Origin of the sequence: Pseudomonas sp. Sample_11, from assembly GCF_004307505.1 — a bacterium.
In the GTDB taxonomy this organism is placed as follows: Bacteria; Pseudomonadota; Gammaproteobacteria; order Pseudomonadales; family Pseudomonadaceae; genus Aquipseudomonas; species Aquipseudomonas atacamensis.
The window spans coordinates 1-19,050 of record NZ_RCOD01000092.1 but is presented as its reverse complement, the minus strand read 5'-3'; the positions used below and the strand labels follow the sequence as shown (position 1 = coordinate 19,050).

Below are 19,050 nucleotides of genomic sequence, written 5' to 3'. Positions count from 1 at the left end.
GGAGTTTTCCGTTTCGACTGCGCCGGAAGTGGGGCGAATTATAGACCTCTGGAATTCGCCGTCAACCCCCAATTTCAACTTTATTCAGATTTCAGCGTAATACGTGCAAAAGCCTTCTTGCCGGCCTGGCAAACGTGAGTCGCGCCCAGTGCATATATAAAGGAGCGATCAACCACCTCACCATCGACACGCACGCCGCCAGCCGCCAACAGATCTCGCGCCGCCGCTGAGTTCTTCACCAAGCCAGCCTTATTAAGGACAGCAGCGATCGGCATATCCTCAACCGAAGACAGTTCGATCTCAGGCAAGTCATCTGGAAGCTCGCCATCCTTCATGCGGTTGCCGGCGCCTCGGTGAGCATTCGCCGCAGCTTCTTCACCATGGAAGCGCGCAACGATCTCTTCAGCCAGCTTGATTTTGATGTCGCGTGGATTCGCTCCAGCTTCGACGTCAGCCCGGAAGGCGTTGATCTCATCCATCGAGCGAAAGCTGAGCAACTCGAAGTAACGCCACATCAGCGCATCCGGGATGGAAACCAGCTTGCTGTACATAACGCCTGGTGCTTCCTGAATACCGACATAGTTGCCCAGCGACTTGGACATCTTCTTCACGCCATCCAGACCTTCCAGCAATGGCATGGTCAGAATGCACTGTGCCTCCTGACCATACCCACGCTGCAACTCGCGACCCATCAGCAAGTTGAATTTCTGATCGGTACCGCCCAGCTCGACATCGGCGCGCAGCGCGACCGAGTCATAACCCTGAACCAGCGGATAGAGGAACTCGTGAATAGCGATCGGCTGGTTGGTGGTGTAGCGCTTGTCGAAGTCATCGCGCTCGAGCATGCGAGCGACGGTGTATTGCGAAGTCAGGCGAATGAAATCCGCCGGCCCCATCTTGTCCATCCAGGTGGAATTGAAGGCAACTTCGGTTTTCGCCGGATCAAGGATTTTGAAAACCTGAGTCTTATAGGTCTCAGCATTTTCCAGAACCTGCTCACGCGTCAGTGGCGGACGCGTGGCGCTCTTGCCACTCGGATCGCCGATCATCCCGGTGAAGTCACCTATAAGGAAGATCACCTGGTGCCCCAGCTCCTGGAACTGACGCAGCTTATTAATAAGCACGGTATGACCAAGATGCAGATCCGGAGCGGTAGGGTCGAAACCAGCCTTGATACGCAGCGGTTGGCCGCGCTTGAGCTTCTCGACCAGCTCGGACTCGACCAATAGTTCTTCCGCACCACGTTTAATCAGCGCTAGCTGCTCTTCAACCGACTTCATAACAGACCCGCAAGGCTCAGATTCAAAGGGAACCAACCATACAAGAACGCGCACCAATTACAAGTTTTGCCCGGCGCACGGACACCAATCCACAGACCCGAGGTCTGTAGACTTGCTTCAGCGATGATTTGGTTATATTTTATACAGTTATTTCATCTTCATCATGTCATTCATCTTTTCCAATTCATCTATTTCAAAGTCAAAAATTACCTATGACCACAGAACCGTCTAAAGCGCCCCCGCTTTACCCGAAGACCCACCTGCTCGCCGCAAGTGGAATCGCCGCCCTTCTCAGCCTGGCGCTGCTGGTATTTCCCTCCAGCGATGTTGAAGCCAAAAAGACGACTCTGAGTCTTGAACTGGAAAGTCCTGCTGAACAACTGACACAAGATCAAGACGCTGCTGATGCGGCTCAAGCCACAAACGAGCCCGTAGCTTCGCCGTTCGCACAAATCGAAAACAGCGACGAAAACGCCGCGCAAACCGCTGAAACCAAGCCGGCACCTGTAGCCCCTGCTGAGAAACCAAAAGAGCCTGGGCACCGTGAGGTCGTGGTTTCCAAAGGCGATACGCTGTCTACCCTGTTTGAAAAAGTCGGTCTGCCTGCAGCCTCCGTGCACGAAGTACTGGCAAGCGACAAGCAAGCCAAGCAGTTCAGCCAACTCAAGCGCGGTCAGAAACTCGAATTCGAACTCAGCCCGGAAGGCCAGTTGACCAGCCTGCACAGCAAGGTCAGCGACGTTGAAACCATCACCCTGACCAAGAATGACAAGGGTTATTCGTTCAACCGAGTGACTGCCAAGCCAACTGTTCGCACTGCCTACGTCCACGGTGTCATCAACAGCTCACTGTCGCAGTCCGCAGCCCGCGCCGGCCTTTCTCACAGCATGACCATGGATATGGCCAGCGTCTTTGGCTACGACATCGATTTCGCGCAGGACATTCGTCAGGGTGATGAATTCGATGTGATCTACGAGCAGAAAGTCATCAACGGCAAGGCTGTCGGCACCGGCCCGATCCTGTCGGCGCGCTTCACCAACCGCGGGAAGACTTACACCGCTGTTCGCTACACCAACAAACAAGGCAACAGCAGCTATTACACTGCCGATGGCAACAGCATGCGCAAGGCCTTCATCCGTACGCCGGTTGACTTCGCCCGCATCAGCTCGAAGTTCTCCATGGGCCGCAAGCACCCCATCCTCAACAAGATCCGCGCGCACAAAGGTGTCGACTATGCAGCGCCGCGAGGCACGCCGATCAAGGCTGCCGGTGACGGTAAAGTGTTGCTGGCCGGTCGTCGTGGTGGTTACGGCAACACTGTGATCATTCAGCACGGCAACACTTACCGTACGCTCTATGGCCATATGCAGGGCTTTGCCAAAGGCGTGAAAACCGGTGGCAGCGTCAAGCAAGGTCAAGTCATTGGCTATATCGGTACAACTGGCCTTTCCACCGGCCCGCATTTGCACTATGAGTTCCAGGTCAACGGCGTTCACGTCGATCCGCTGGGCCAGAAGCTGCCGATGGCCGATCCGATCGCCAAGTCCGAACGCGCGCGCTTCCTCGCGCAGAGCCAGCCGTTGATGGCGCGCATGGATCAAGAGAAGGCCACCATGTTGGCTTCGAGCAAGCGCTAAGCCATGGCCCTGTATATCGGTGTGATGTCCGGAACCAGTCTCGACGGGCTGGACATCGCCCTGATCGAGCAGACCTCGGCGATCAAACTGATCGCCACCCACTACCTGCCAATGCCTGACTCCCTGCGCGCCGAGCTGCTTGGCTTGTGCGCCAGCGGCCCCGACGAGATCGCCCGCTCGGCGATTGCCCAGCAACACTGGGTCGAACTTGCCGCGTCGGGCATTCACACCCTCCTCGCGCAACAACAACTCAAGCCCGATGCCATTCGTGCCATCGGTAGCCACGGTCAGACCATTCGCCATGAGCCGGCGCGCGGGTTTACCGTGCAGATCGGTAATCCAGCCCTGCTGACTGAGTTGACCGGTATTACCGTCGTCAGCGATTTCCGCAGTCGCGATGTCGCAGCGGGTGGCCAAGGTGCGCCTCTGGTGCCAGCCTTTCACGAAGCGTTGTTTGAAGAGCGTACTGGTAACCAGGCAGTCTTGAATGTCGGCGGATTCAGCAATCTCAGCCTGATTGAGCCGAACAAACCTGTAGCCGGTTTCGACTGCGGCCCGGGAAATGTTCTGATGGACGCCTGGATTAGCCGGCAACGGGGCGAGAACTATGACCGGGACGGCAAATGGGCTGCGACCGGCAAGGTTGAACCAGCCCTGCTCACGGCACTGCTGAGCGACCCGTTCTTCGTCACCAAAGGCCCGAAAAGTACCGGCCGGGAAGTCTTCAATCTGCCATGGCTGGAACAGCATCTTTCGAACCTGCCAACCTTCGCAGCCGAAGACGTTCAGGCCACGCTGCTCGAACTGACGGCGCTGACCATCGTCGAGTCGCTACAAAGCGCTCAATCGGACACTCAGGAACTGCTGGTATGTGGCGGCGGCGCGCACAACGCGACGCTGATGAGACGCCTGGCGGATCTGCTGCCAAATACCCAAGTCGCCAGCACCGCAACTCACGGCGTTGACCCTGACTGGGTAGAAGCCATGGCCTTCGCCTGGCTGGCTCATTGCTGCCTCGAAGGCATCGCCGCCAATCGGCCAAGCGTCACCGGCGCTCGCGGCCTGCGCGTACTCGGCGCCATCTACCCGGCCTAAACTTCAGATACAAAAACGCCGCAGAACCGAAAGGCTCTGCGGCGTTTTGTTGTGTGCGGTGAAGCGCGATCAGATCGAGAACGACGAACCACAACCACAAGTCGTTGTGGCATTCGGGTTCTTGATCACGAAGCGCGAACCTTCCAGACCTTCCTGATAATCCACTTCGGCACCGGCCAGGTACTGGAAGCTCATCGGATCGACCACCAGGCTCACGCCTTCGCGCTCGACGATGGTGTCGTCATCGGCCACGTCTTCATCGAAGGTGAAACCGTATTGAAACCCTGAACAACCGCCGCCCGTAACAAATACGCGCAGCTTCAAGCGATCATTCCCCTCTTCATCGACCAGGCTCTTCACCTTGTGCGCAGCACCTTGAGTGAATTGCAAAGCCGTGGGGGTGAAGGATTCGACGCTCATGCTGACTATCTCCCGGCGTTACGCCGCCATAATGCGTGATGACGCGCATTATCCGCTTGTCCTAGAAAATTGGTCAACTATTAGAGGAGCAGCGGCAAGCTTCAAGCGGTGAGCTTCAAGCTTGCCTCTGATCTCTTGTAGCTTGTGGCTTGAAGCTCGCAGCTGCTTTTAAGGCAGCACGCCGGCGTGTGACAGGCCGAAGCGCTCGTCCAGTCCGAACAGAATGTTCATGTTCTGCACCGCCTGGCCCGAGGCGCCCTTGACCAGGTTGTCGATCACCGAGAGTACGACCACCAGATCGCCATCCTGTGGACGATGCACGGCGATGCGGCAGACGTTGGCGCCGCGCACGCTACGGGTTTCCGGGTGGCTGCCGGCTGGCATGACATCGACGAACGGTTCGTTGGCATAGCGCTTTTCGAACAGTGCCTGCAGATCAACCGAGCGATCCGCTACTGTCGCGTAGAGCGTGGAGTGAATACCGCGAATCATCGGCGTCAGGTGCGGGACAAAGGTCAGGCCGACGTCCTTGCCCGCCGCGCGACGCAGGCCCTGGCGAATTTCCGGCAGATGACGATGACCTTTTACCGCATAGGCCTTCATGCTTTCCGACGTCTCGGAGTACAAAGAACCTACAGCGGCACCACGCCCGGCACCACTGACACCGGATTTGCAGTCGGCGATCAAACGCGATGCGTCGGCCAGACCTGCTTCCAGCAATGGCAGGAAACCCAATTGCGTTGCGGTCGGATAGCAACCCGGCACCGCGATCAGGCGCGCTTTCCTGATCTGCTCGCGATTGACTTCCGGCAGACCATAGACCGCTTCGTCCAGCAATTGCGGTGCGCCGTGTGGCTGGCCGTACCACTTGGCCCATTCATCAGCATCTTGCAGACGGAAGTCGGCGGACAGGTCGATGACCTTGGTGCCCGCCGCCAGCAGCTCGCCTGCCAAGGCGTGAGCCACACCGTGTGGCGTGGCGAAGAAAACCACATCGCAGGCGCCAAGGGTTTTCACGTCCGGCACGCTGAACGCCAGCCCGTCATAGTGACCGCGCAGGTTCGGGTACATGTCAGCCACGGCCAGACCGGCCTCGGATCGGGAAGTGATGACGACCACTTCTGCCTGCGGATGCTGTGCCAACAGACGCAGCAGTTCGACACCGGTGTAACCCGTGCCGCCGACGATACCGACCTTGACCATAAACCTGCCCTCAACGAACCCACTGGAAAGCCGTCGATAATAGGGGCCGCGCGCGCCTGCGACAACCGCCAAGGTGACGCGCGGACGCTCAAGCCTCTACTATCTGGCTACCGTGAATGAGGGAATAACCAAAAATGCTCTATCTATGGCTCAAAGCGTTTCACATTGTCAGCGTCGTCTGCTGGTTTGCCGGGCTGTTCTACTTGCCGCGCCTGTTCGTTTACCACGCGCAAAGCACCGACACGATCAGCCAGGAACGCTTCAGCGTCATGGAGCGCAAGCTGTATCGCGGCATCATGGGCCCGGCGATGATCGCCACGCTGATCTTCGGTGGCTGGCTGATCTACCTCAACCCGAGCCTTTTCAGCCAGGGCGGCTGGATTCACGCAAAACTGACTCTGGTCGTTCTGCTGATCGGTTACCACCATATGTGCGGCGCGCAGGTAAAACGCTTCGCCCGTGGCGAAAACACCCGCAGCCATGTCTTTTATCGCTGGTTCAATGAAGTGCCGGTTCTGATATTGCTGGCTATCGTAATTCTGGTCGTGGTCAAGCCGTTCTAACTTCAACCAATACAGATCCTCGGGGTGTTCTCAATGTCGCTGCCCGCTCTGCTCGAACAACGTCTGCGTCTGCCCGTAGTAGCAGCGCCGATGTTCCTGATCTCCAATCCGGAACTGGTGCTCGCCTGCTGCCGCAACGGCGTGGTCGGCAGCTTTCCGGCTCTTAACCAACGCGAAAGCAGTGGGTTCAAGGCCTGGCTGGAACAGATCGAAGCGGGCCTGGCGACGCTGGATAATCCGGCCCCTCACGCAGTGAACCTGATTATTCATCACAGCAACCCGCGTCTGCAGGCGGATCTGGACATTTGCGTCGAGCACAAGGTGCCGATCGTTATCACCAGCCTCGGCGCGGTGAAGGAACTGGTCGACGCGGTGCACAGCTACGGCGGTCTGGTGTTTCACGACGTGACCACGCGGCGCCATGCCGAGAAAGCCGCCGAAGCCGGCGTCGACGGGCTGATTGCCGTCGCGGCCGGCGCCGGCGGGCATGCCGGCACCTGGAGTCCGTTTGCGCTGATTGCCGAGATCCGTGAGTTTTTCGACAAGACGCTGTTGCTTGCAGGATGTTTGAACCACGGCCATGAGATTCTCGCCGCGCAACTGCTCGGCGCGGATTTGGCCTACTTCGGTACGCGATTTATCGGCACCACCGAAAGTCACGCGCCTGACGCTTATAAAGAAATGCTGCTGACAGCCAAGGCTGCCGACATCATTCATACTCCAGCGGTGTCGGGAGTGCCGGCCAGTTTCATGCGCCAGAGCCTGGAGGCGGCCGGTTTCGACATGGCGGCCCTGCAAGGCAAGGGCGAGGTCAATTTCGGCGACAAGCTCAAGATCAACGATGAAGCCAAAGCCTGGAAGACCGTGTGGTCGGCGGGTCAGGGTGTTGGCCAGATTGGCGATCTGCCAAGCGTGGATCAGTTGATCGCGCGGCTCGACGCCGAATATCGTCAAGCCCAAGCGCGCGCTGCACAGTTGCCACAACGCTGGCCGCGCTGAAAAACATATCTGGCCAGTCCTGATCAGACTGGCTGCCAAATGAATCGCGACAAGGATGCCTCGGCCATGAGCGACACCCGTTACAAGATCGTCTTCGACGGCGCGCTACAGCCCGGCGTCGACCTCACCACCGCCAAACTGAATCTGGCGGATCTGTTCAAAAGCGATGTGGCCGCCATCGAGCGCCTGTTCAATGGCCGCACCGTCGCTCTCAAACGTGATTTGTCTCACAGCGATGCGCAGACGTATCTGCAGGCGTTGAACAAAACCGGGATCGATGCGCGGATCGAAGCGGAAACAGCCATCGAGCTGAATCTCGCGGACGTCCACGATAACCCTGCAGCGGTGGTGGAACCGGACTCGCCTTACGCACCGCCGCGCGCCAATGTCGGTGAAGCTCTGCCGCCATTCGCCACGCTCAAGCCATTCAGCGTCGAAGGCCGGATCGGTCGCCTGCGCTTTCTGGCCTGGTCCATGGTCTTGAGCCTGGTGACCCTGCCCATCGTCGGCGTGTTTGCTTTGATTGCGTTGGGCCTGGTCAGCGGCGACTCGACTACCGGGCTGATCCTCGGCGGCATTCTGGCGGTCTTCCTGTTCCTCGGCTTCATGATCGTCAGCATTCTGTTCAGCGTTCAGCGCCTGCACGATATCGGCTGGTCGGGCTGGCTGTGGCTGTTGAATCTGGTGCCGTTCGTGGGCAGTTTTTTCCCGCTGGTAATGATGGTCGTACCCGGCAATGCCGGCGCCAACCGCTATGGCCCGCCGCCGCCACCGAACAGCACGGCGGTGAAAGTGCTGTGCTCGTTGTGGATCGTATTCTTCGCACTGATTTTTGCCGGCGGCCTGCTTGGCGGCTTCTCGGCTGTGCAGGAAGAATATGAAAGCAATCTGGAGAGCAGCTATGACAGCGGCTCGGTGACCACCGACGAAGTTGAGGTTGTCGAGCCGCCAGCGATTTCCGCCGACGAGGCAGCCGAACCGGCGCAGGCCCCTGTAGACTCTGCGCAAGAATGAACAGCGCTCCCTGCCGTGACAACCGCGTCGCCGGCGCGGAGCTGTTGCGATGGAGAACTGCATGACCCGTTACGCTCTGATCACTGGCGCTTCCAGCGGCATCGGCCTGGCCATGGCCGAAGCACTGGCCCGGCGCGGCCGCAGCCTGATTCTGGTGGCACGACAGCGTGATCAGCTGGAAAGTATCGCCATCGAGCTGACCCAGCGTTTCGATGTCGAAGTATTATTTCGCGCCTGCGACCTCGGCGAACCGTTGCGTCTGTCAGGCTTTTTGCTGGAGCTGGAAGAAGGCGACCGGCAGATCGATCTGCTGGTCAATTGCGCCGGCATCGGCACCTGCGGGCCATTCCTCGCGCAAGACTGGATGACCGAGCAGGACCTCATCGAGGTCAATATCCTCGCCCTCACCCGCCTCTGCCATGCGGTGGGTAACAGCATGGCGCTGCTGGGTGGCGGGCAGATCCTCAATGTCGCGTCGGTGGCTGCGTACAGCCCCGGCCCATGGATGAGCACCTACTACGCCAGCAAAGCCTATGTGCTGCATTTTTCCGAAGCCCTGCGCGTGGAGCTCAAACAAAGCGGCGTGAAAGTCTCCGTGCTGTGCCCCGGCCCGACGCGCACACCGTTCTTCCGAACCGCACAGATGAGTAGCGAAAAGATCGAAAGCAGCCACTCGCTGATGAGTCCGGAAGAAGTGGCACTGCATGCCGTGCGTGCACTGGATAAAAACCGCGCCATTATCATTCCGGGACGACGCAACCGCTGGCTGGCGTTCCTGCCGCGACTGGGTTCGCGCTGGCTTAACCGGACGATTGTCGGCATGGTCAATAAAGCTTACTGCCCCCGCTAGGAAGACAACTTCAAAGCGGTACACTCGATTCAGCCCAACTCAACGGAGAAACAGCAGTGGATACTCTGTTCACCAAGATCATCAACCGGGAAATCCCGGCCAATATCATTTACGAGGACGACCAGGTTCTGGCCTTCCACGACATCGCCCCACAGGCTCCGGTGCACTTTCTGGTAATCCCGAAAAAACCGGTGCGCACGCTCAACGACCTGACCGAAGACGACAAGGCGCTGGCCGGGCACATCCTGTTCACCGCGCAGCGTCTGGCGCTGGAACTGGGTTGCGAAGAAGGCTTCCGCGTGGTGATGAACTGCAATGAACTTGGCGGGCAGACTGTCTATCACATCCATATGCACGTGCTGGGTCAGCGCCAGATGAACTGGCCGCCGGGCTGAAACTCAGCGCGTACTGTGTAGGAGCTGCCGAAGGCTGCGATCTTTTGATCTTGAAAAACTACAGCAAGATCAAAAGATCGCAGCCTTCGGCAGCTCCTACGTGAGCGAATAAACCGCAACATTGCGGCCAATGACCCAGCGCAAACCCTCGCCGGCCGATTCGGTTAAACTGGCCGCCGAGATTCTTCCCGGAGGTCAGCATGACTACCCAACGTCACTACTCGCCCATAGACCGTCTGCTGCTGCAAGCCGATGCCGCGATGCGCACCCTGTTGCCCTTCAGTGGCCAGCCGTACCGCCCGTCGCCAGCGATTCTGCAGCCGGATACGCAGATGAGCGATGAAGATACCCGCCACGTCGCCGGTTTGATGCGCATCAACCATACCGGCGAAGTCTGTGCCCAGGCGCTGTATCAGGGGCAGGCGCTGACCGCCAAGTTGCCGCAGGTACGCGCAGCCATGGAGCACGCGGCTGAAGAAGAGATCGATCATCTGGTCTGGTGTGAACAGCGCATCCATCAGCTGGGTAGCCACACCAGCGTGCTGAATCCACTGTTTTACGGCATGTCGTTCGGTATCGGCGCGGTCGCCGGACTGATCAGCGACAAAGTCAGCCTTGGTTTCGTTGCGGCGACCGAGCATCAGGTGTGCAAGCACTTGAACGAACATCTGGAGCAATTGCCGGCCGAGGACGAGAAGTCCCGGGCGATTCTCGAACAGATGCGCATCGATGAAGAACACCATGCGGAAAGTGCGTTGGATGCGGGCGGATTTCGTTTTCCGGCGCCGGTCAAGTTCGGGATGAGCTTGCTGGCCAAGGTGATGACCAAGAGTACGTATCGGATCTGAGATATGTATCGCCCGACATTGCCCTATCGCTGGCAAGCCAGCTCCCACAGGGGTTTTATGTGAGGCATGAAAAAGGCGACCAGGAGGTCGCCTTTTTTGTTTCCGGGAATCTTAGGTCGGCATGTTGCGCGCGTAGAAGATTTCCAGCATTTCGTGTTTCACACGGTCGGTCACCTGGGCACGCTGCTCGGGCGAGAGGTTGCTGGTGGCGTCGCCGAACAGGTAGTTATCCAGTTCGAAGTTCTTCAGCAGCATTTTGGTGTGGAACAGGTTTTCCTGGTACACGTTCACGTCGGTCATCTGGTACGCGTCGCGGGTGTCTTCGGAGAGGTAGTTCTGGATCGAGTTGATCTCGTGGTCGATGAAGTGCTTGTTGCCTTCAACGTCACGGGTGAAGCCGCGCACACGGTAATCCACGGTCACGATGTCCGAATCGAACTGGTGAATGAGGAAGTTGAGCGCTTTGAGCGGTGAAATGACACCACAAGTCGACACGTCGATATCCACACGGAAGGTCGCAATACCGTCGTCCGGATGGATTTCCGGATAGGTGTGCACCGTGATGTGGCTCTTGTCGAGGTGGGCCAGAATGATTTCGGGCAACGGGCCCGGCGATTCTTCGATCTGGCTGTCAGTCGGGGTTACCGGCTCTTCCGAAATCAGAATCGTGACGCTGGCGCCCTGGGGTTCATAGTCCTGACTGGCGATGTTCAGGATGTTGGCACCAATGATCTCGACAACTTCTGTGAGAATCTGCGTCAGGCGTTTCGCGTTGTACTCTTGATTGATGTACTCAACGTAAGCCTGCTGGTCTTGCGGGGTTTCCGCGTAGCAGATGTCATAGATGTTGAAGCTCAAGGTCTTTGTCAGGTTATTGAACCCGTGGAGCTTGAGTTTGCTTTTCACCGTTAAAAACTCTCTATGTATGCGGCGCGGCCGCGTGATCAAGCATGCCCGTCAAGTGCGAACAACGCACCTGCGTAGGACGGTTAACACCTCTTCGCGATGGCGATTTTGGTTATCTGTTCAGGCGGATGACCCGTCGGCTGACCGATCACTGCCCTGAAAAAAGTGGCGCATTATGCAGACGTCAGCGGGGGATCGCCAGAGTCTGCACTGCTTTTATGATAGTTGAATGTCGGTTCAGCCGAGTTCGACGATTTCATAATCGTGGGTGATTGCCACGCCAGCCGCGCCGAGCATGATCGACGCCGAGCAATATTTCTCGGCCGACAGCTCGATGGCGCGCTTGACCTGAGCTTCTTTCAGGCCCCGGCCCTTGACCACGAAGTGCATGTGGATCTTGGTAAACACCTTCGGATCTTCAGTCGCACGCTCGGCGTCGAGGAAGGCTTCACAGCTTTCAACGGCCTGACGCGACTTCTTCAGGATGCTGACCACATCGAAATTGCTGCAACCGCCGACACCCAGCAAGAGCATTTCCATCGGGCGAACCCCGAGGTTACGGCCACCGGCGTCCGGCGGGCCGTCCATCACCACGACATGACCGCTGCCGGATTCGCCGAGGAACATGGCTTCGCCAGCCCATTGGATGCGTGCCTTCATCGCCCAGACTCCACTGTAAAAAAAGGGTCGCCAGCTTAGCACAGCACTTTGTCCCGACAGGAACGACGTCCTAGGACGGATGCTTTCTGGCTGTAGGTAATTTCTCGAATTCTCGACGAAGTGTCTGGTAAGCTGGCGCCAATTCGCTGGCGCCAATTCGTCAGCTCTGTAGCGACCGCCTTCAGCGCCTCATAACAACTCAAACATCACCGTGCAGTCTTTTCGGGATACAACCATGGTTGCTATTACCCCCACACCCAAAATCAAGAACATCGACAAGCTGTTGATGCATTGCCAGCGCCGGCGTCATGCGGCCAAGAGCAATATAATCTGCGCCGGGGATCGCTCGGACACGCTGTTTTTCATCATCAAAGGCTCGGTCACCATCCTCATCGAAGACGACGATGGTCGCGAGATGATCATCGCTTACCTGAACGCCGGGGATTTTTTCGGCGAACTGGGTCTGTTCGAGCAGGCAGGTCAGGAGCAGGAACGCAGCGCCTGGGTGCGGGCCAAGGTCGAATGCGAAACCGCGGAAATCAGCTACGCCAAGTTCCGCGAACTGTCGCAGCAGGATCCAGACATTCTTTACGCCCTCAGCGGACAAATCGCACAACGCCTGCGTAACACCACGCGCAAAGTCGGCGACCTGGCGTTTTTCGACGTCACCGGCCGCGTCGCCCGCTGCCTGCTGGAGCTGTGCAAACAGCCGGACGCCATGACCCATCCGGACGGCATGCAGATCAAAGTCACCCGTCAGGAAATCGGTCGGATTGTCGGTTGTTCACGGGAGATGGTCGGCCGCGTGCTCAAGGATCTGGAAGAACGCAATCTGGTCGACGTGAAGGGCAAGACCATGGTGGTCTTCGGCACGCGCTAAGCTCGTAAATCAGGCACTGTAAATCTGCGCCAGCATCAAACGAAACAATTCATCGAGACGCGCCAGCGCCTGTGGCGCGTTGAATTTCTCATGCAGGGCGATGTGGCTTTGCGCCCTCACCCGCTGCTCCAGGCCGCAGGTTTCATTGAAGCGATTGACCGCGGCGACCATCGCTTCACGCTCGTCATCCATCAGCATTGCACCGTGCACCAGCCCCACCGGACGCTGGCCGCCCTGACTCTGGCGCCAGCGCTGGGCGGTGCCGACCATCTTGCGACCGTCGAGATTGACGTTGAAACGTCCATCACAGAATGCGCCGTCGATTTCCCCGACCGACGAGGTGCCACCCAATTCATCCAGCAACTGACAGATCGGATCGCACAGGCGGCGGTAGCCGGTTTCGATGCGGTTCAGATCGCCTTCGCTGCGATGCGGGGCATACACCAAGGCAATGTTGATGGTCGCAGCGGATTGCGGGACGGGCTCACCGCCCGTTTCACGCAACAGCACCGGCCAGCCAGCGGCAGCGGAGACTTCGCAGGCATGGTCGAATTGCGGGAGACGGTTGAGGCGGCGCGGCATGACCAGCGCGCGATCGGTGGGTTGCCAGAACAGCAGGCCGAACTCGGCGTCGCCAGCGCAGACCGAGGCCAGCAAGTCCTGTTCGGCTTGCAAGCCGGATTCGATGGTCAGGGGGGTTGGCAGCGACATAACAGGCTCCGGCAACATGGAAATCTTTAGCGGTTTCGATGGCCCCTTCGCGGGCAGGCTCGCTCCCACAGGGGGAAATGCATTCCAAATGTGGCAGCGAGCCTGCTCTCGAATGAGGTCGACTCGGTCAGTCGAGGGTCGAACCACTGATCGGCACACCACGCTCCGGGAAAAACAGGCGCTGCAATTCAATCCCCGGATTTTCCGCGCGCATGAACGCTTCGCCGACCAGGAACGAGTACACATCGCTGATTTCCATCAGCTCGACGTCGGCCCGATTGAGAATGCCGCTCTCGGTGATCACCAGGCGATCGCGCGGGATGCGCGGCAACAGGTCGAGGGTGGTTTCCAGACTGACGTCAAATGTGTGCAGGTTGCGGTTGTTGACCCCGACCAGCGGCGTGTCGAGGGTCTTCAGCGCGCGCTCCAGCTCGTCACCGTCGTGCACTTCCACCAGGACGTCGAGACCGACGCCTTTGGCCACGGCGGCCAGCTCGGCCATTTTCACGTCGTCCAGTGCGGAGACGATGAGCAGCACGCAATCGGCGCCCAGCGCGCGGGCTTCAACGATCTGGTACGGATCGATCATGAAGTCCTTGCGGATCACCGGCAGCTTGCAGGCGGCGCGCGCCTGTTGCAGGTAGGCATCGGCGCCCTGGAAGTAATCGATGTCGGTCAGCACCGACAGACAGGTCGCCCCGCCCTTTTCGTAGCTCTTGGCGATGTCGGCCGGCACAAAGTCTTCGCGGATCACGCCTTTGCTCGGCGAAGCCTTCTTGATTTCGGCAATCACCGCCGGTTGTTTCTTCTTCGCTTGCGCCAGCAAAGCCTGGGCAAAACCACGGGGTGCATCGGCCGCCTTGGCCAGACTTTCCAGCTTGCTCAGGCTGACCCGGGCGCTGCGCTCGGCGACTTCCTCAACCTTGCGCGCCAGAATGTTTTCCAGAACCGTCGGTACACTCATCCTTCATTCTCCACTTTGAATACCGCGGTAAAGGCACCCAGCTCCTCGAGCTTTTCCCGAGCGAGGCCGGTGTGCAGCGCGTCGTGCGCCAGCTCCACACCTTGTTTCAGACTGCTTGCCAGGTCGGCGGCGTACAGCGCCGCACCGGCATTGAGCACAATCATCTCGGCAGCTTTCTGACCGTTTTCGGTCTTGCGCTTGCCGAGGGCATCGCGGATCAGCGCCAGCGATGCTTCCGGGCCTTCGACCGACAGGCCGTGCAGGCTCTGACTCTTCATGCCGAGGTCTTCCGGTTCGACCCAATACTCAGTGATTTCGTTGTTCTTCAGCTCGGCAACAAAGGTCGGCGCGGCGAGGCTGAACTCATCCAGACCGTCCTTCGAATGCACGACCAGCACGTGTTTGCTGCCCAGCCGTTGCAAGACTTCGGCCAATGGCCGGCACAGCGCCTGGGTGAATACGCCGACGACCTGATGTTTCACACCGGCCGGATTCGTAAGCGGGCCGAGCATGTTGAACAGCGTGCGCAGGCCGAGTTCGCGGCGCGGACCGGCGGCGTACTTCATCGCTTTGTGGTGGGTCTGGGCGAACATGAAACCGATGCCGACGTTGTCGATGCAGCGCGCGACCTGGACCGGGGTCAGGTTCAGATAAATGCCGGCAGCTTCCAGCAGATCGGCACTGCCGCTCTTGCCGGACACCGCGCGGTTGCCGTGCTTGGCCACGGTGCAACCGGCGGCTGCGACAACAAAGGAAGACGCGGTCGATACGTTGAAGATGTTCGCACCGTCACCGCCTGTGCCGACCACATCGACCACGCCGTCGAGTGTTTTCAGCTCGACTTGATCGGCCAGCTCACGCATCACCGACACCGCGCCGACGATTTCGTCGATGCTCTCGCTCTTCATGCGCATGGCCATCATGAACGCGCCGATCTGCGCTTCGGTGCACTGGCCGGTCATGATCTCGCGCATCACATCGCGCATTTCATCGGTGCTGAGGTCGAGGTGTTCGACGATACGGCTGAGGGCTGTCTTGATATTCATGGGAAGTCCTTAGCGCGTGCCGCCGGTTTGTTTGAGGAAGTTGGCAAACAATTCATGACCCTGCTCGGTGAGGATCGATTCGGGGTGGAACTGCACACCCTCGATGTTCAGGGTCTTGTGACGCAGGCCCATGATCTCGTCGACCGAGCCGTCGTCGTGCTGGGTCCATGCGGTCAGCTCGAGGCAATCGGGCAGACTGTCGTGCTTGACGATCAGCGAGTGGTAACGGGTAACGGTGAGCGGATGATTGAGGCCGGCGAACACGCCCTTGTCCTCGTGGAATACCGGGCTAGTCTTACCGTGCATGACCTGGCGGGCACGCACCACATCCCCGCCGAAGGCCTGGCCGATGGACTGGTGGCCGAGGCAAACGCCGAGGATCGGCAGCTTGCCGGCGAAGTGCTTGATCGCATCAATGGAAACGCCCGCCTCGGTGGGCGTGCACGGCCCCGGGGAAACCACGATGCGCTCGGGATTCAGCGCTTCGATTTCGGCGATGGTCAGTTCGTCGTTGCGCACCACTTTGACCTCGGCACCCAGCTCGCCGAGGTATTGCACAACGTTGTAGGTAAAGGAGTCGTAGTTGTCGATCATCAGCAACATGGCGTTCGAACCTCTTGAATTCTGACTTGATGACAGCCTTCACATGACTTGCCCGCAGGGCGCTGCGCGATGTCGGACGCGCACAGGGCGCCAGCACAGCGGCATTTCAAACAGACAAGGAAGGCAAAGCGATACAGATCCGGCGGGGCCGGCAGAGAAGATTCAGGCGCGCCAACGCCAGCGGGCGTGTGCCTTGATGACTTGATCCAGGAGTTTGCTGGTGATCAACACGGGGAAGGTCTCGTTCATACGTTCCGGCACAGTAACTTAGCTGGGCGGAGCGTGCAATATGGCGGGGCCTGCGGGTTATAAAACGGCAGAGGGATTCACGACCGATGGCAAAATGCCGAACGTTTTTGGTACTGTCGTTTCGTTCACCTACAACAATAAATAAACGGACTTGCTCATGATCAGACAGACGTTGTTTGTACCGCTGGCCAGCTGCTTGCTCGCACTCGCTTGCGCCCAGGCCAATGCAGCGCCCAATCCTTATTCGAGTTTCATCGTCTTCGGTGACAGCCTCAACGATGCCGGCACCTTCGCCGACACGGGCGGCCCGGCGGGCTCCACCGAGCGTTACACCAACCGTACCGGGCCGGTGTATCAGGATGGCAGCGGCGAAGTTTTTTCATTGAATTCCACCCAGTTGCTTGGCGGCCGCCTGGGCTTTTCGCCCGACCAGACAGCCTCTTCCAGCTCCGCAGTGCGCGCGGAAAACGGCCAGCCCGACGGCAACAACTGGGCGGTCGGTGGTTATCGCACCGACCAGATTCTCGACTCGATCACCACCCAATCGGCCACCGGCGAACGCACCCGCGCCGGTTACCTGCCGTCGAACGGCTTTCGCGCCGACCCGAATGCGCTGTATTACATTTCCGGTGGCGGCAACGATTTCCTCCAGGGCCGCATTCTCAGCCTGCCCCAGGCCAACGCCGCAGCCGATCGACTGGCCGACAGCGTGCAGACCCTGCAGACCGCCGGCGCCAAATACGTGATGGTCTGGCTGCTGCCCGACGTGGGCCTGACACCTGCTCTGAACGGCACGCCGCTGCAAGCGTTCAGCAGCACCCTCGCCAACCAGTTCAACAGTCAGTTGGTGACGCGCCTGCAAGGCATCAACGCCGAAGTCATTCCGCTGAACATTCCGGTGCTGCTCTCGGAAGTCTTCGCCGACCCGGGACGCTTTGGCCTGGCCACCGACCAGAACCTCACCGCGACCTGCTTCAGTGGCAATAGCTGCACGGAAAACGCCCGTTACGGGATCAACAGCGCCACGCCGGATCCGACCAAGCTGATCTACAACGATGGCGTACACCCGACCGAATCCGGGCAAAAACTGATCGCCGATTACGCCTATTCGTTGCTGGCTGCGCCGTGGGAATTGAGCCTGCTACCTGAAATGGCCCACGGCACCGTGCGCGCGCATCAGGATGAATTGCGCAACCAATGGCAGGCAGACAGGGAGAACTGGCAAGCGGTCGGCCAATGGCGCGCGATTGTCTCGGCCGGCGGACAGCATCTGGATGTCGACAGCCAAAGCAGCGGCGCCAGCGCCGATGGCAGCGGTTACAACCTCAACGTCGGCGGCAGCTATCGCTTGAACGAGGCTTGGCGCGTGGGCGTGGCGGCCGGTTTGTATCGACAGAATCTCGAGGCCGGGCACAACGATTCTGACTACAAGCTCAACAGCTACATGGCCACCGCGTTTGCCCAGTTCCAGCAGAACCGCTGGTGGGCCGACGCGGCGCTGACCGGCGGCAAACTCGACTACGACAACCTCAAACGCAAGTTCGACCTCGGCGCCAGCGAGGGTGCGGAGAAAGGCGATACCGACGGCAGCCTGTGGGCGTTCAGCACGCGCCTGGGCTATGACATTGCGCAACCGGGCAGCCAATGGCATCTGTCGCCGTTCGTCAGCGCCGATTACGCCAGTGTCGATGTCGACGGTTACTCGGAAAAGAGCAACCGCGCCACGGCGCTGACCTTCGATGACCAGAGCCGCGATTCGAAACGCCTGGGTCTCGGCATCCAGGGCAAGTACAACTTCACCGCGCAAACCCAGGTGTATGGCGAATACGCCCACGAGCGTGAGTACGAAGATGACGTGCAGAAGGTCAACATCGCACTCAACACCCTGCCGGCCAATGACTTCACACTTGAAGGCTACACACCGGCAAGTCACCTGAACCGCTTGAGCCTGGGTGTCAGTCACAAGCTGACGGCGGACCTGGCGCTGCGTGGGGGGTATACGTTCCGCAAAGATGATGACTTCAAGCAGCAGGGACTGAATGTCGGGGTTGTGCTGGATTTCTGAGTCGTAGATGCAAAAAGCGGCGCCTGTCAGGGCGCCGCTTTTTTTATGCCTCAACACAAAACCCAATGTGGGAGCGAGCCTGCTCGCGAAAGCGCTGGGTCAGTCAGCATCAACGGTGACTGACTCACCTCTTCGCGAGCAGGCTCGCTCCCACACGGGAAATTGCGTGTCTCAGGCGTCCGGGGTCTGCTCGGCCAACGCCACGGCGCGGAACATCGCGCGGCGTTTGTTCAGGGTTTCTTCCCATTCCAGCGCCGGCACCGAGTCGGCGACGATGCCGCCGCCGGCCTGCACGTGCAGCTCGCCGTTCTTGATCACTGCCGTGCGAATGGCAATGGCGGTGTCCATGTTGCCGTTCCAGGCGAAGTAACCGACCGCGCCGCCGTACACACCGCGCTTGACCGGCTCCAGCTCGTCGATGATTTCCATCGCGCGAATCTTCGGTGCGCCCGACAACGTACCCGCCGGCAGAATCGCCCGCAGTGCGTCCATCGCGGTCAGGCCCGACTTCAACTGGCCGGTGACGTTGGAGACGATGTGCATCACATTGGAATAACGCTCGATGACCATTTTCTCGGTGAGCTTCACCGAGCCGATTTCCGAAACGCGCCCGGTATCGTTGCGGCCCAGATCGATCAGCATCAAGTGCTCGGCGATCTCCT

Annotated in this window: 20 protein-coding genes; 10 read left to right on the top strand and 10 right to left on the bottom strand. The window is 59.2% G+C overall.

The window, feature by feature from the left end; all coding sequences use genetic code 11:
• Positions 1 to 80: 80 nt before the first annotated feature.
• Positions 81 to 1,280, bottom strand: coding sequence for a tyrosine--tRNA ligase (gene tyrS, locus D8U60_RS24460; RefSeq protein WP_024014528.1), 1,200 nt, complete (start codon positions 1,278 to 1,280; stop codon positions 81 to 83).
• A gap of 212 nt (positions 1,281 to 1,492) precedes the next feature.
• On the opposite strand from tyrS, the gene D8U60_RS24450 reads away from it, so the two are divergent.
• The gene (locus tag D8U60_RS24450) at positions 1,493 to 2,917 is read left to right on the top strand and encodes a peptidoglycan DD-metalloendopeptidase family protein (RefSeq protein WP_122699638.1); all 1,425 of its coding nucleotides are present in this window, start codon (positions 1,493 to 1,495) and stop codon (positions 2,915 to 2,917) included.
• Positions 2,918 to 2,920: 3 nt separating this feature from the next.
• Positions 2,921 to 4,012 (top strand): anhydro-N-acetylmuramic acid kinase, encoded by a 1,092-nt coding sequence (locus tag D8U60_RS24445; RefSeq protein WP_130901136.1) that lies wholly within the window; start codon positions 2,921 to 2,923, stop codon positions 4,010 to 4,012.
• A gap of 69 nt (positions 4,013 to 4,081) precedes the next feature.
• On the opposite strand, the gene erpA is transcribed toward D8U60_RS24445, so the two are convergent.
• Both erpA and argC read right to left on the bottom strand, forming a co-directional pair.
• Positions 4,082 to 4,432: an iron-sulfur cluster insertion protein ErpA gene (gene erpA / locus D8U60_RS24440; protein ID WP_007918905.1), complete on the bottom strand. Its 351-nt coding sequence runs from the start codon at positions 4,430 to 4,432 to the stop codon at positions 4,082 to 4,084.
• 168 nt (positions 4,433 to 4,600) lie between these two features.
• Positions 4,601 to 5,635 carry an N-acetyl-gamma-glutamyl-phosphate reductase gene (gene argC, locus D8U60_RS24435; protein WP_130901135.1) on the bottom strand — a complete coding sequence of 345 codons (1,035 nt, stop codon included), beginning with the start codon at positions 5,633 to 5,635 and terminating at the stop codon, positions 4,601 to 4,603.
• Between the two features lie 134 nt (positions 5,636 to 5,769).
• Between argC and hemJ the strand changes: the two genes are divergently transcribed.
• From hemJ to coq7, 6 genes are all read left to right on the top strand, one after another.
• Positions 5,770 to 6,198 (top strand): protoporphyrinogen oxidase HemJ, encoded by a 429-nt coding sequence (gene hemJ / locus D8U60_RS24430; protein ID WP_016772928.1) that lies wholly within the window; start codon positions 5,770 to 5,772, stop codon positions 6,196 to 6,198.
• A 33-nt stretch (positions 6,199 to 6,231) separates the two neighbouring features.
• Positions 6,232 to 7,197 (top strand): nitronate monooxygenase family protein, encoded by a 966-nt coding sequence (locus D8U60_RS24425; RefSeq protein ID WP_130901134.1) that lies wholly within the window; start codon positions 6,232 to 6,234, stop codon positions 7,195 to 7,197.
• Between the two features lie 66 nt (positions 7,198 to 7,263).
• Positions 7,264 to 8,211 (top strand): DUF805 domain-containing protein, encoded by a 948-nt coding sequence (locus D8U60_RS24420; RefSeq protein ID WP_130901133.1) that lies wholly within the window; start codon positions 7,264 to 7,266, stop codon positions 8,209 to 8,211.
• 61 nt (positions 8,212 to 8,272) lie between these two features.
• Complete coding sequence (locus tag D8U60_RS24415; protein ID WP_122612457.1) at positions 8,273 to 9,061, top strand: SDR family oxidoreductase; 789 nt, start codon at positions 8,273 to 8,275, stop codon at positions 9,059 to 9,061.
• 56 nt (positions 9,062 to 9,117) lie between these two features.
• Positions 9,118 to 9,456: a histidine triad nucleotide-binding protein gene (locus D8U60_RS24410; RefSeq protein ID WP_016772924.1), complete on the top strand. Its 339-nt coding sequence runs from the start codon at positions 9,118 to 9,120 to the stop codon at positions 9,454 to 9,456.
• 200 nt (positions 9,457 to 9,656) lie between these two features.
• The gene (coq7, locus tag D8U60_RS24400; protein WP_041476678.1) at positions 9,657 to 10,304 is read left to right on the top strand and encodes a 2-polyprenyl-3-methyl-6-methoxy-1,4-benzoquinone monooxygenase; all 648 of its coding nucleotides are present in this window, start codon (positions 9,657 to 9,659) and stop codon (positions 10,302 to 10,304) included.
• 111 nt (positions 10,305 to 10,415) lie between these two features.
• Here coq7 and speD read toward each other — a convergent pair whose 3' ends face one another.
• Positions 10,416 to 11,210, bottom strand: a complete 795-nt coding sequence (gene speD, locus D8U60_RS24395) for an adenosylmethionine decarboxylase (protein ID WP_024014530.1) — start codon at positions 11,208 to 11,210, stop codon at positions 10,416 to 10,418.
• Between the two features lie 237 nt (positions 11,211 to 11,447).
• Positions 11,448 to 11,870 carry an OsmC family protein gene (locus tag D8U60_RS24390; protein WP_016772921.1) on the bottom strand — a complete coding sequence of 141 codons (423 nt, stop codon included), beginning with the start codon at positions 11,868 to 11,870 and terminating at the stop codon, positions 11,448 to 11,450.
• 235 nt (positions 11,871 to 12,105) lie between these two features.
• Here D8U60_RS24390 and crp point away from each other — a divergent pair, with 235 nt between their 5' ends.
• Positions 12,106 to 12,750, top strand: coding sequence for a cAMP-activated global transcriptional regulator CRP (gene crp / locus D8U60_RS24385; RefSeq protein WP_041476679.1), 645 nt, complete (start codon positions 12,106 to 12,108; stop codon positions 12,748 to 12,750).
• A gap of 9 nt (positions 12,751 to 12,759) precedes the next feature.
• Here the strand turns inward: crp and D8U60_RS24380 are convergent, their stop codons facing one another.
• The 4 genes from D8U60_RS24380 to D8U60_RS24365 all read right to left on the bottom strand — a co-directional run bounded on the left by D8U60_RS24380 (position 12,760) and on the right by D8U60_RS24365 (position 16,074).
• The gene (locus D8U60_RS24380) at positions 12,760 to 13,461 is read right to left on the bottom strand and encodes a lipoate--protein ligase family protein (RefSeq protein WP_130901132.1); all 702 of its coding nucleotides are present in this window, start codon (positions 13,459 to 13,461) and stop codon (positions 12,760 to 12,762) included.
• 127 nt (positions 13,462 to 13,588) lie between these two features.
• A complete protein-coding gene (gene trpC / locus D8U60_RS24375) occupies positions 13,589 to 14,425 on the bottom strand; it encodes an indole-3-glycerol phosphate synthase TrpC (RefSeq protein ID WP_130901131.1) in 837 nt (278 codons plus the stop codon).
• Positions 14,422 to 15,471 (bottom strand): anthranilate phosphoribosyltransferase, encoded by a 1,050-nt coding sequence (gene trpD, locus D8U60_RS24370; RefSeq protein ID WP_041476682.1) that lies wholly within the window; start codon positions 15,469 to 15,471, stop codon positions 14,422 to 14,424. Before trpD ends, trpC begins: the two co-directional genes overlap by 4 nt.
• Before the next feature lie 9 nt (positions 15,472 to 15,480).
• Positions 15,481 to 16,074 (bottom strand): aminodeoxychorismate/anthranilate synthase component II, encoded by a 594-nt coding sequence (locus D8U60_RS24365; RefSeq protein WP_041476683.1) that lies wholly within the window; start codon positions 16,072 to 16,074, stop codon positions 15,481 to 15,483.
• 406 nt (positions 16,075 to 16,480) lie between these two features.
• On the opposite strand from D8U60_RS24365, the gene estP reads away from it, so the two are divergent.
• Positions 16,481 to 18,388, top strand: coding sequence for an esterase EstP (gene estP / locus D8U60_RS24360; protein WP_130901130.1), 1,908 nt, complete (start codon positions 16,481 to 16,483; stop codon positions 18,386 to 18,388).
• Positions 18,389 to 18,559: 171 nt separating this feature from the next.
• Here estP and D8U60_RS24355 read toward each other — a convergent pair.
• The coding region (locus D8U60_RS24355) for an anthranilate synthase component I family protein (RefSeq protein WP_177435493.1) at positions 18,560 to 19,050 on the bottom strand (491 nt) is incomplete at its 5' end.

Bases quoted from the DNA above. Each gene is read 5' to 3' on its own strand.
- tyrS (WP_024014528.1), bottom strand. From the start codon at position 1,280: ATGAAGTCGGTTGAAGAGCAGCTAGCGCTGATTAAACGTGGTGCGGAA.
- D8U60_RS24450 (WP_122699638.1), top strand. From the start codon at position 1,493: ATGACCACAGAACCGTCTAAAGCGCCCCCGCTTTACCCGAAGACCCAC.
- D8U60_RS24445 (WP_130901136.1), top strand. From the start codon at position 2,921: ATGGCCCTGTATATCGGTGTGATGTCCGGAACCAGTCTCGACGGGCTG.
- erpA (WP_007918905.1), bottom strand. From the start codon at position 4,432: ATGAGCGTCGAATCCTTCACCCCCACGGCTTTGCAATTCACTCAAGGT.
- argC (WP_130901135.1), bottom strand. From the start codon at position 5,635: ATGGTCAAGGTCGGTATCGTCGGCGGCACGGGTTACACCGGTGTCGAA.
- hemJ (WP_016772928.1), top strand. From the start codon at position 5,770: ATGCTCTATCTATGGCTCAAAGCGTTTCACATTGTCAGCGTCGTCTGC.
- D8U60_RS24425 (WP_130901134.1), top strand. From the start codon at position 6,232: ATGTCGCTGCCCGCTCTGCTCGAACAACGTCTGCGTCTGCCCGTAGTA.
- D8U60_RS24420 (WP_130901133.1), top strand. From the start codon at position 7,264: ATGAGCGACACCCGTTACAAGATCGTCTTCGACGGCGCGCTACAGCCC.
- D8U60_RS24415 (WP_122612457.1), top strand. From the start codon at position 8,273: ATGACCCGTTACGCTCTGATCACTGGCGCTTCCAGCGGCATCGGCCTG.
- coq7 (WP_041476678.1), top strand. From the start codon at position 9,657: ATGACTACCCAACGTCACTACTCGCCCATAGACCGTCTGCTGCTGCAA.
- D8U60_RS24390 (WP_016772921.1), bottom strand. From the start codon at position 11,870: ATGAAGGCACGCATCCAATGGGCTGGCGAAGCCATGTTCCTCGGCGAA.
- crp (WP_041476679.1), top strand. From the start codon at position 12,106: ATGGTTGCTATTACCCCCACACCCAAAATCAAGAACATCGACAAGCTG.
- D8U60_RS24380 (WP_130901132.1), bottom strand. From the start codon at position 13,461: ATGTCGCTGCCAACCCCCCTGACCATCGAATCCGGCTTGCAAGCCGAA.
- trpC (WP_130901131.1), bottom strand. From the start codon at position 14,425: ATGAGTGTACCGACGGTTCTGGAAAACATTCTGGCGCGCAAGGTTGAG.
- trpD (WP_041476682.1), bottom strand. From the start codon at position 15,471: ATGAATATCAAGACAGCCCTCAGCCGTATCGTCGAACACCTCGACCTC.
- D8U60_RS24365 (WP_041476683.1), bottom strand. From the start codon at position 16,074: ATGTTGCTGATGATCGACAACTACGACTCCTTTACCTACAACGTTGTG.
- estP (WP_130901130.1), top strand. From the start codon at position 16,481: ATGATCAGACAGACGTTGTTTGTACCGCTGGCCAGCTGCTTGCTCGCA.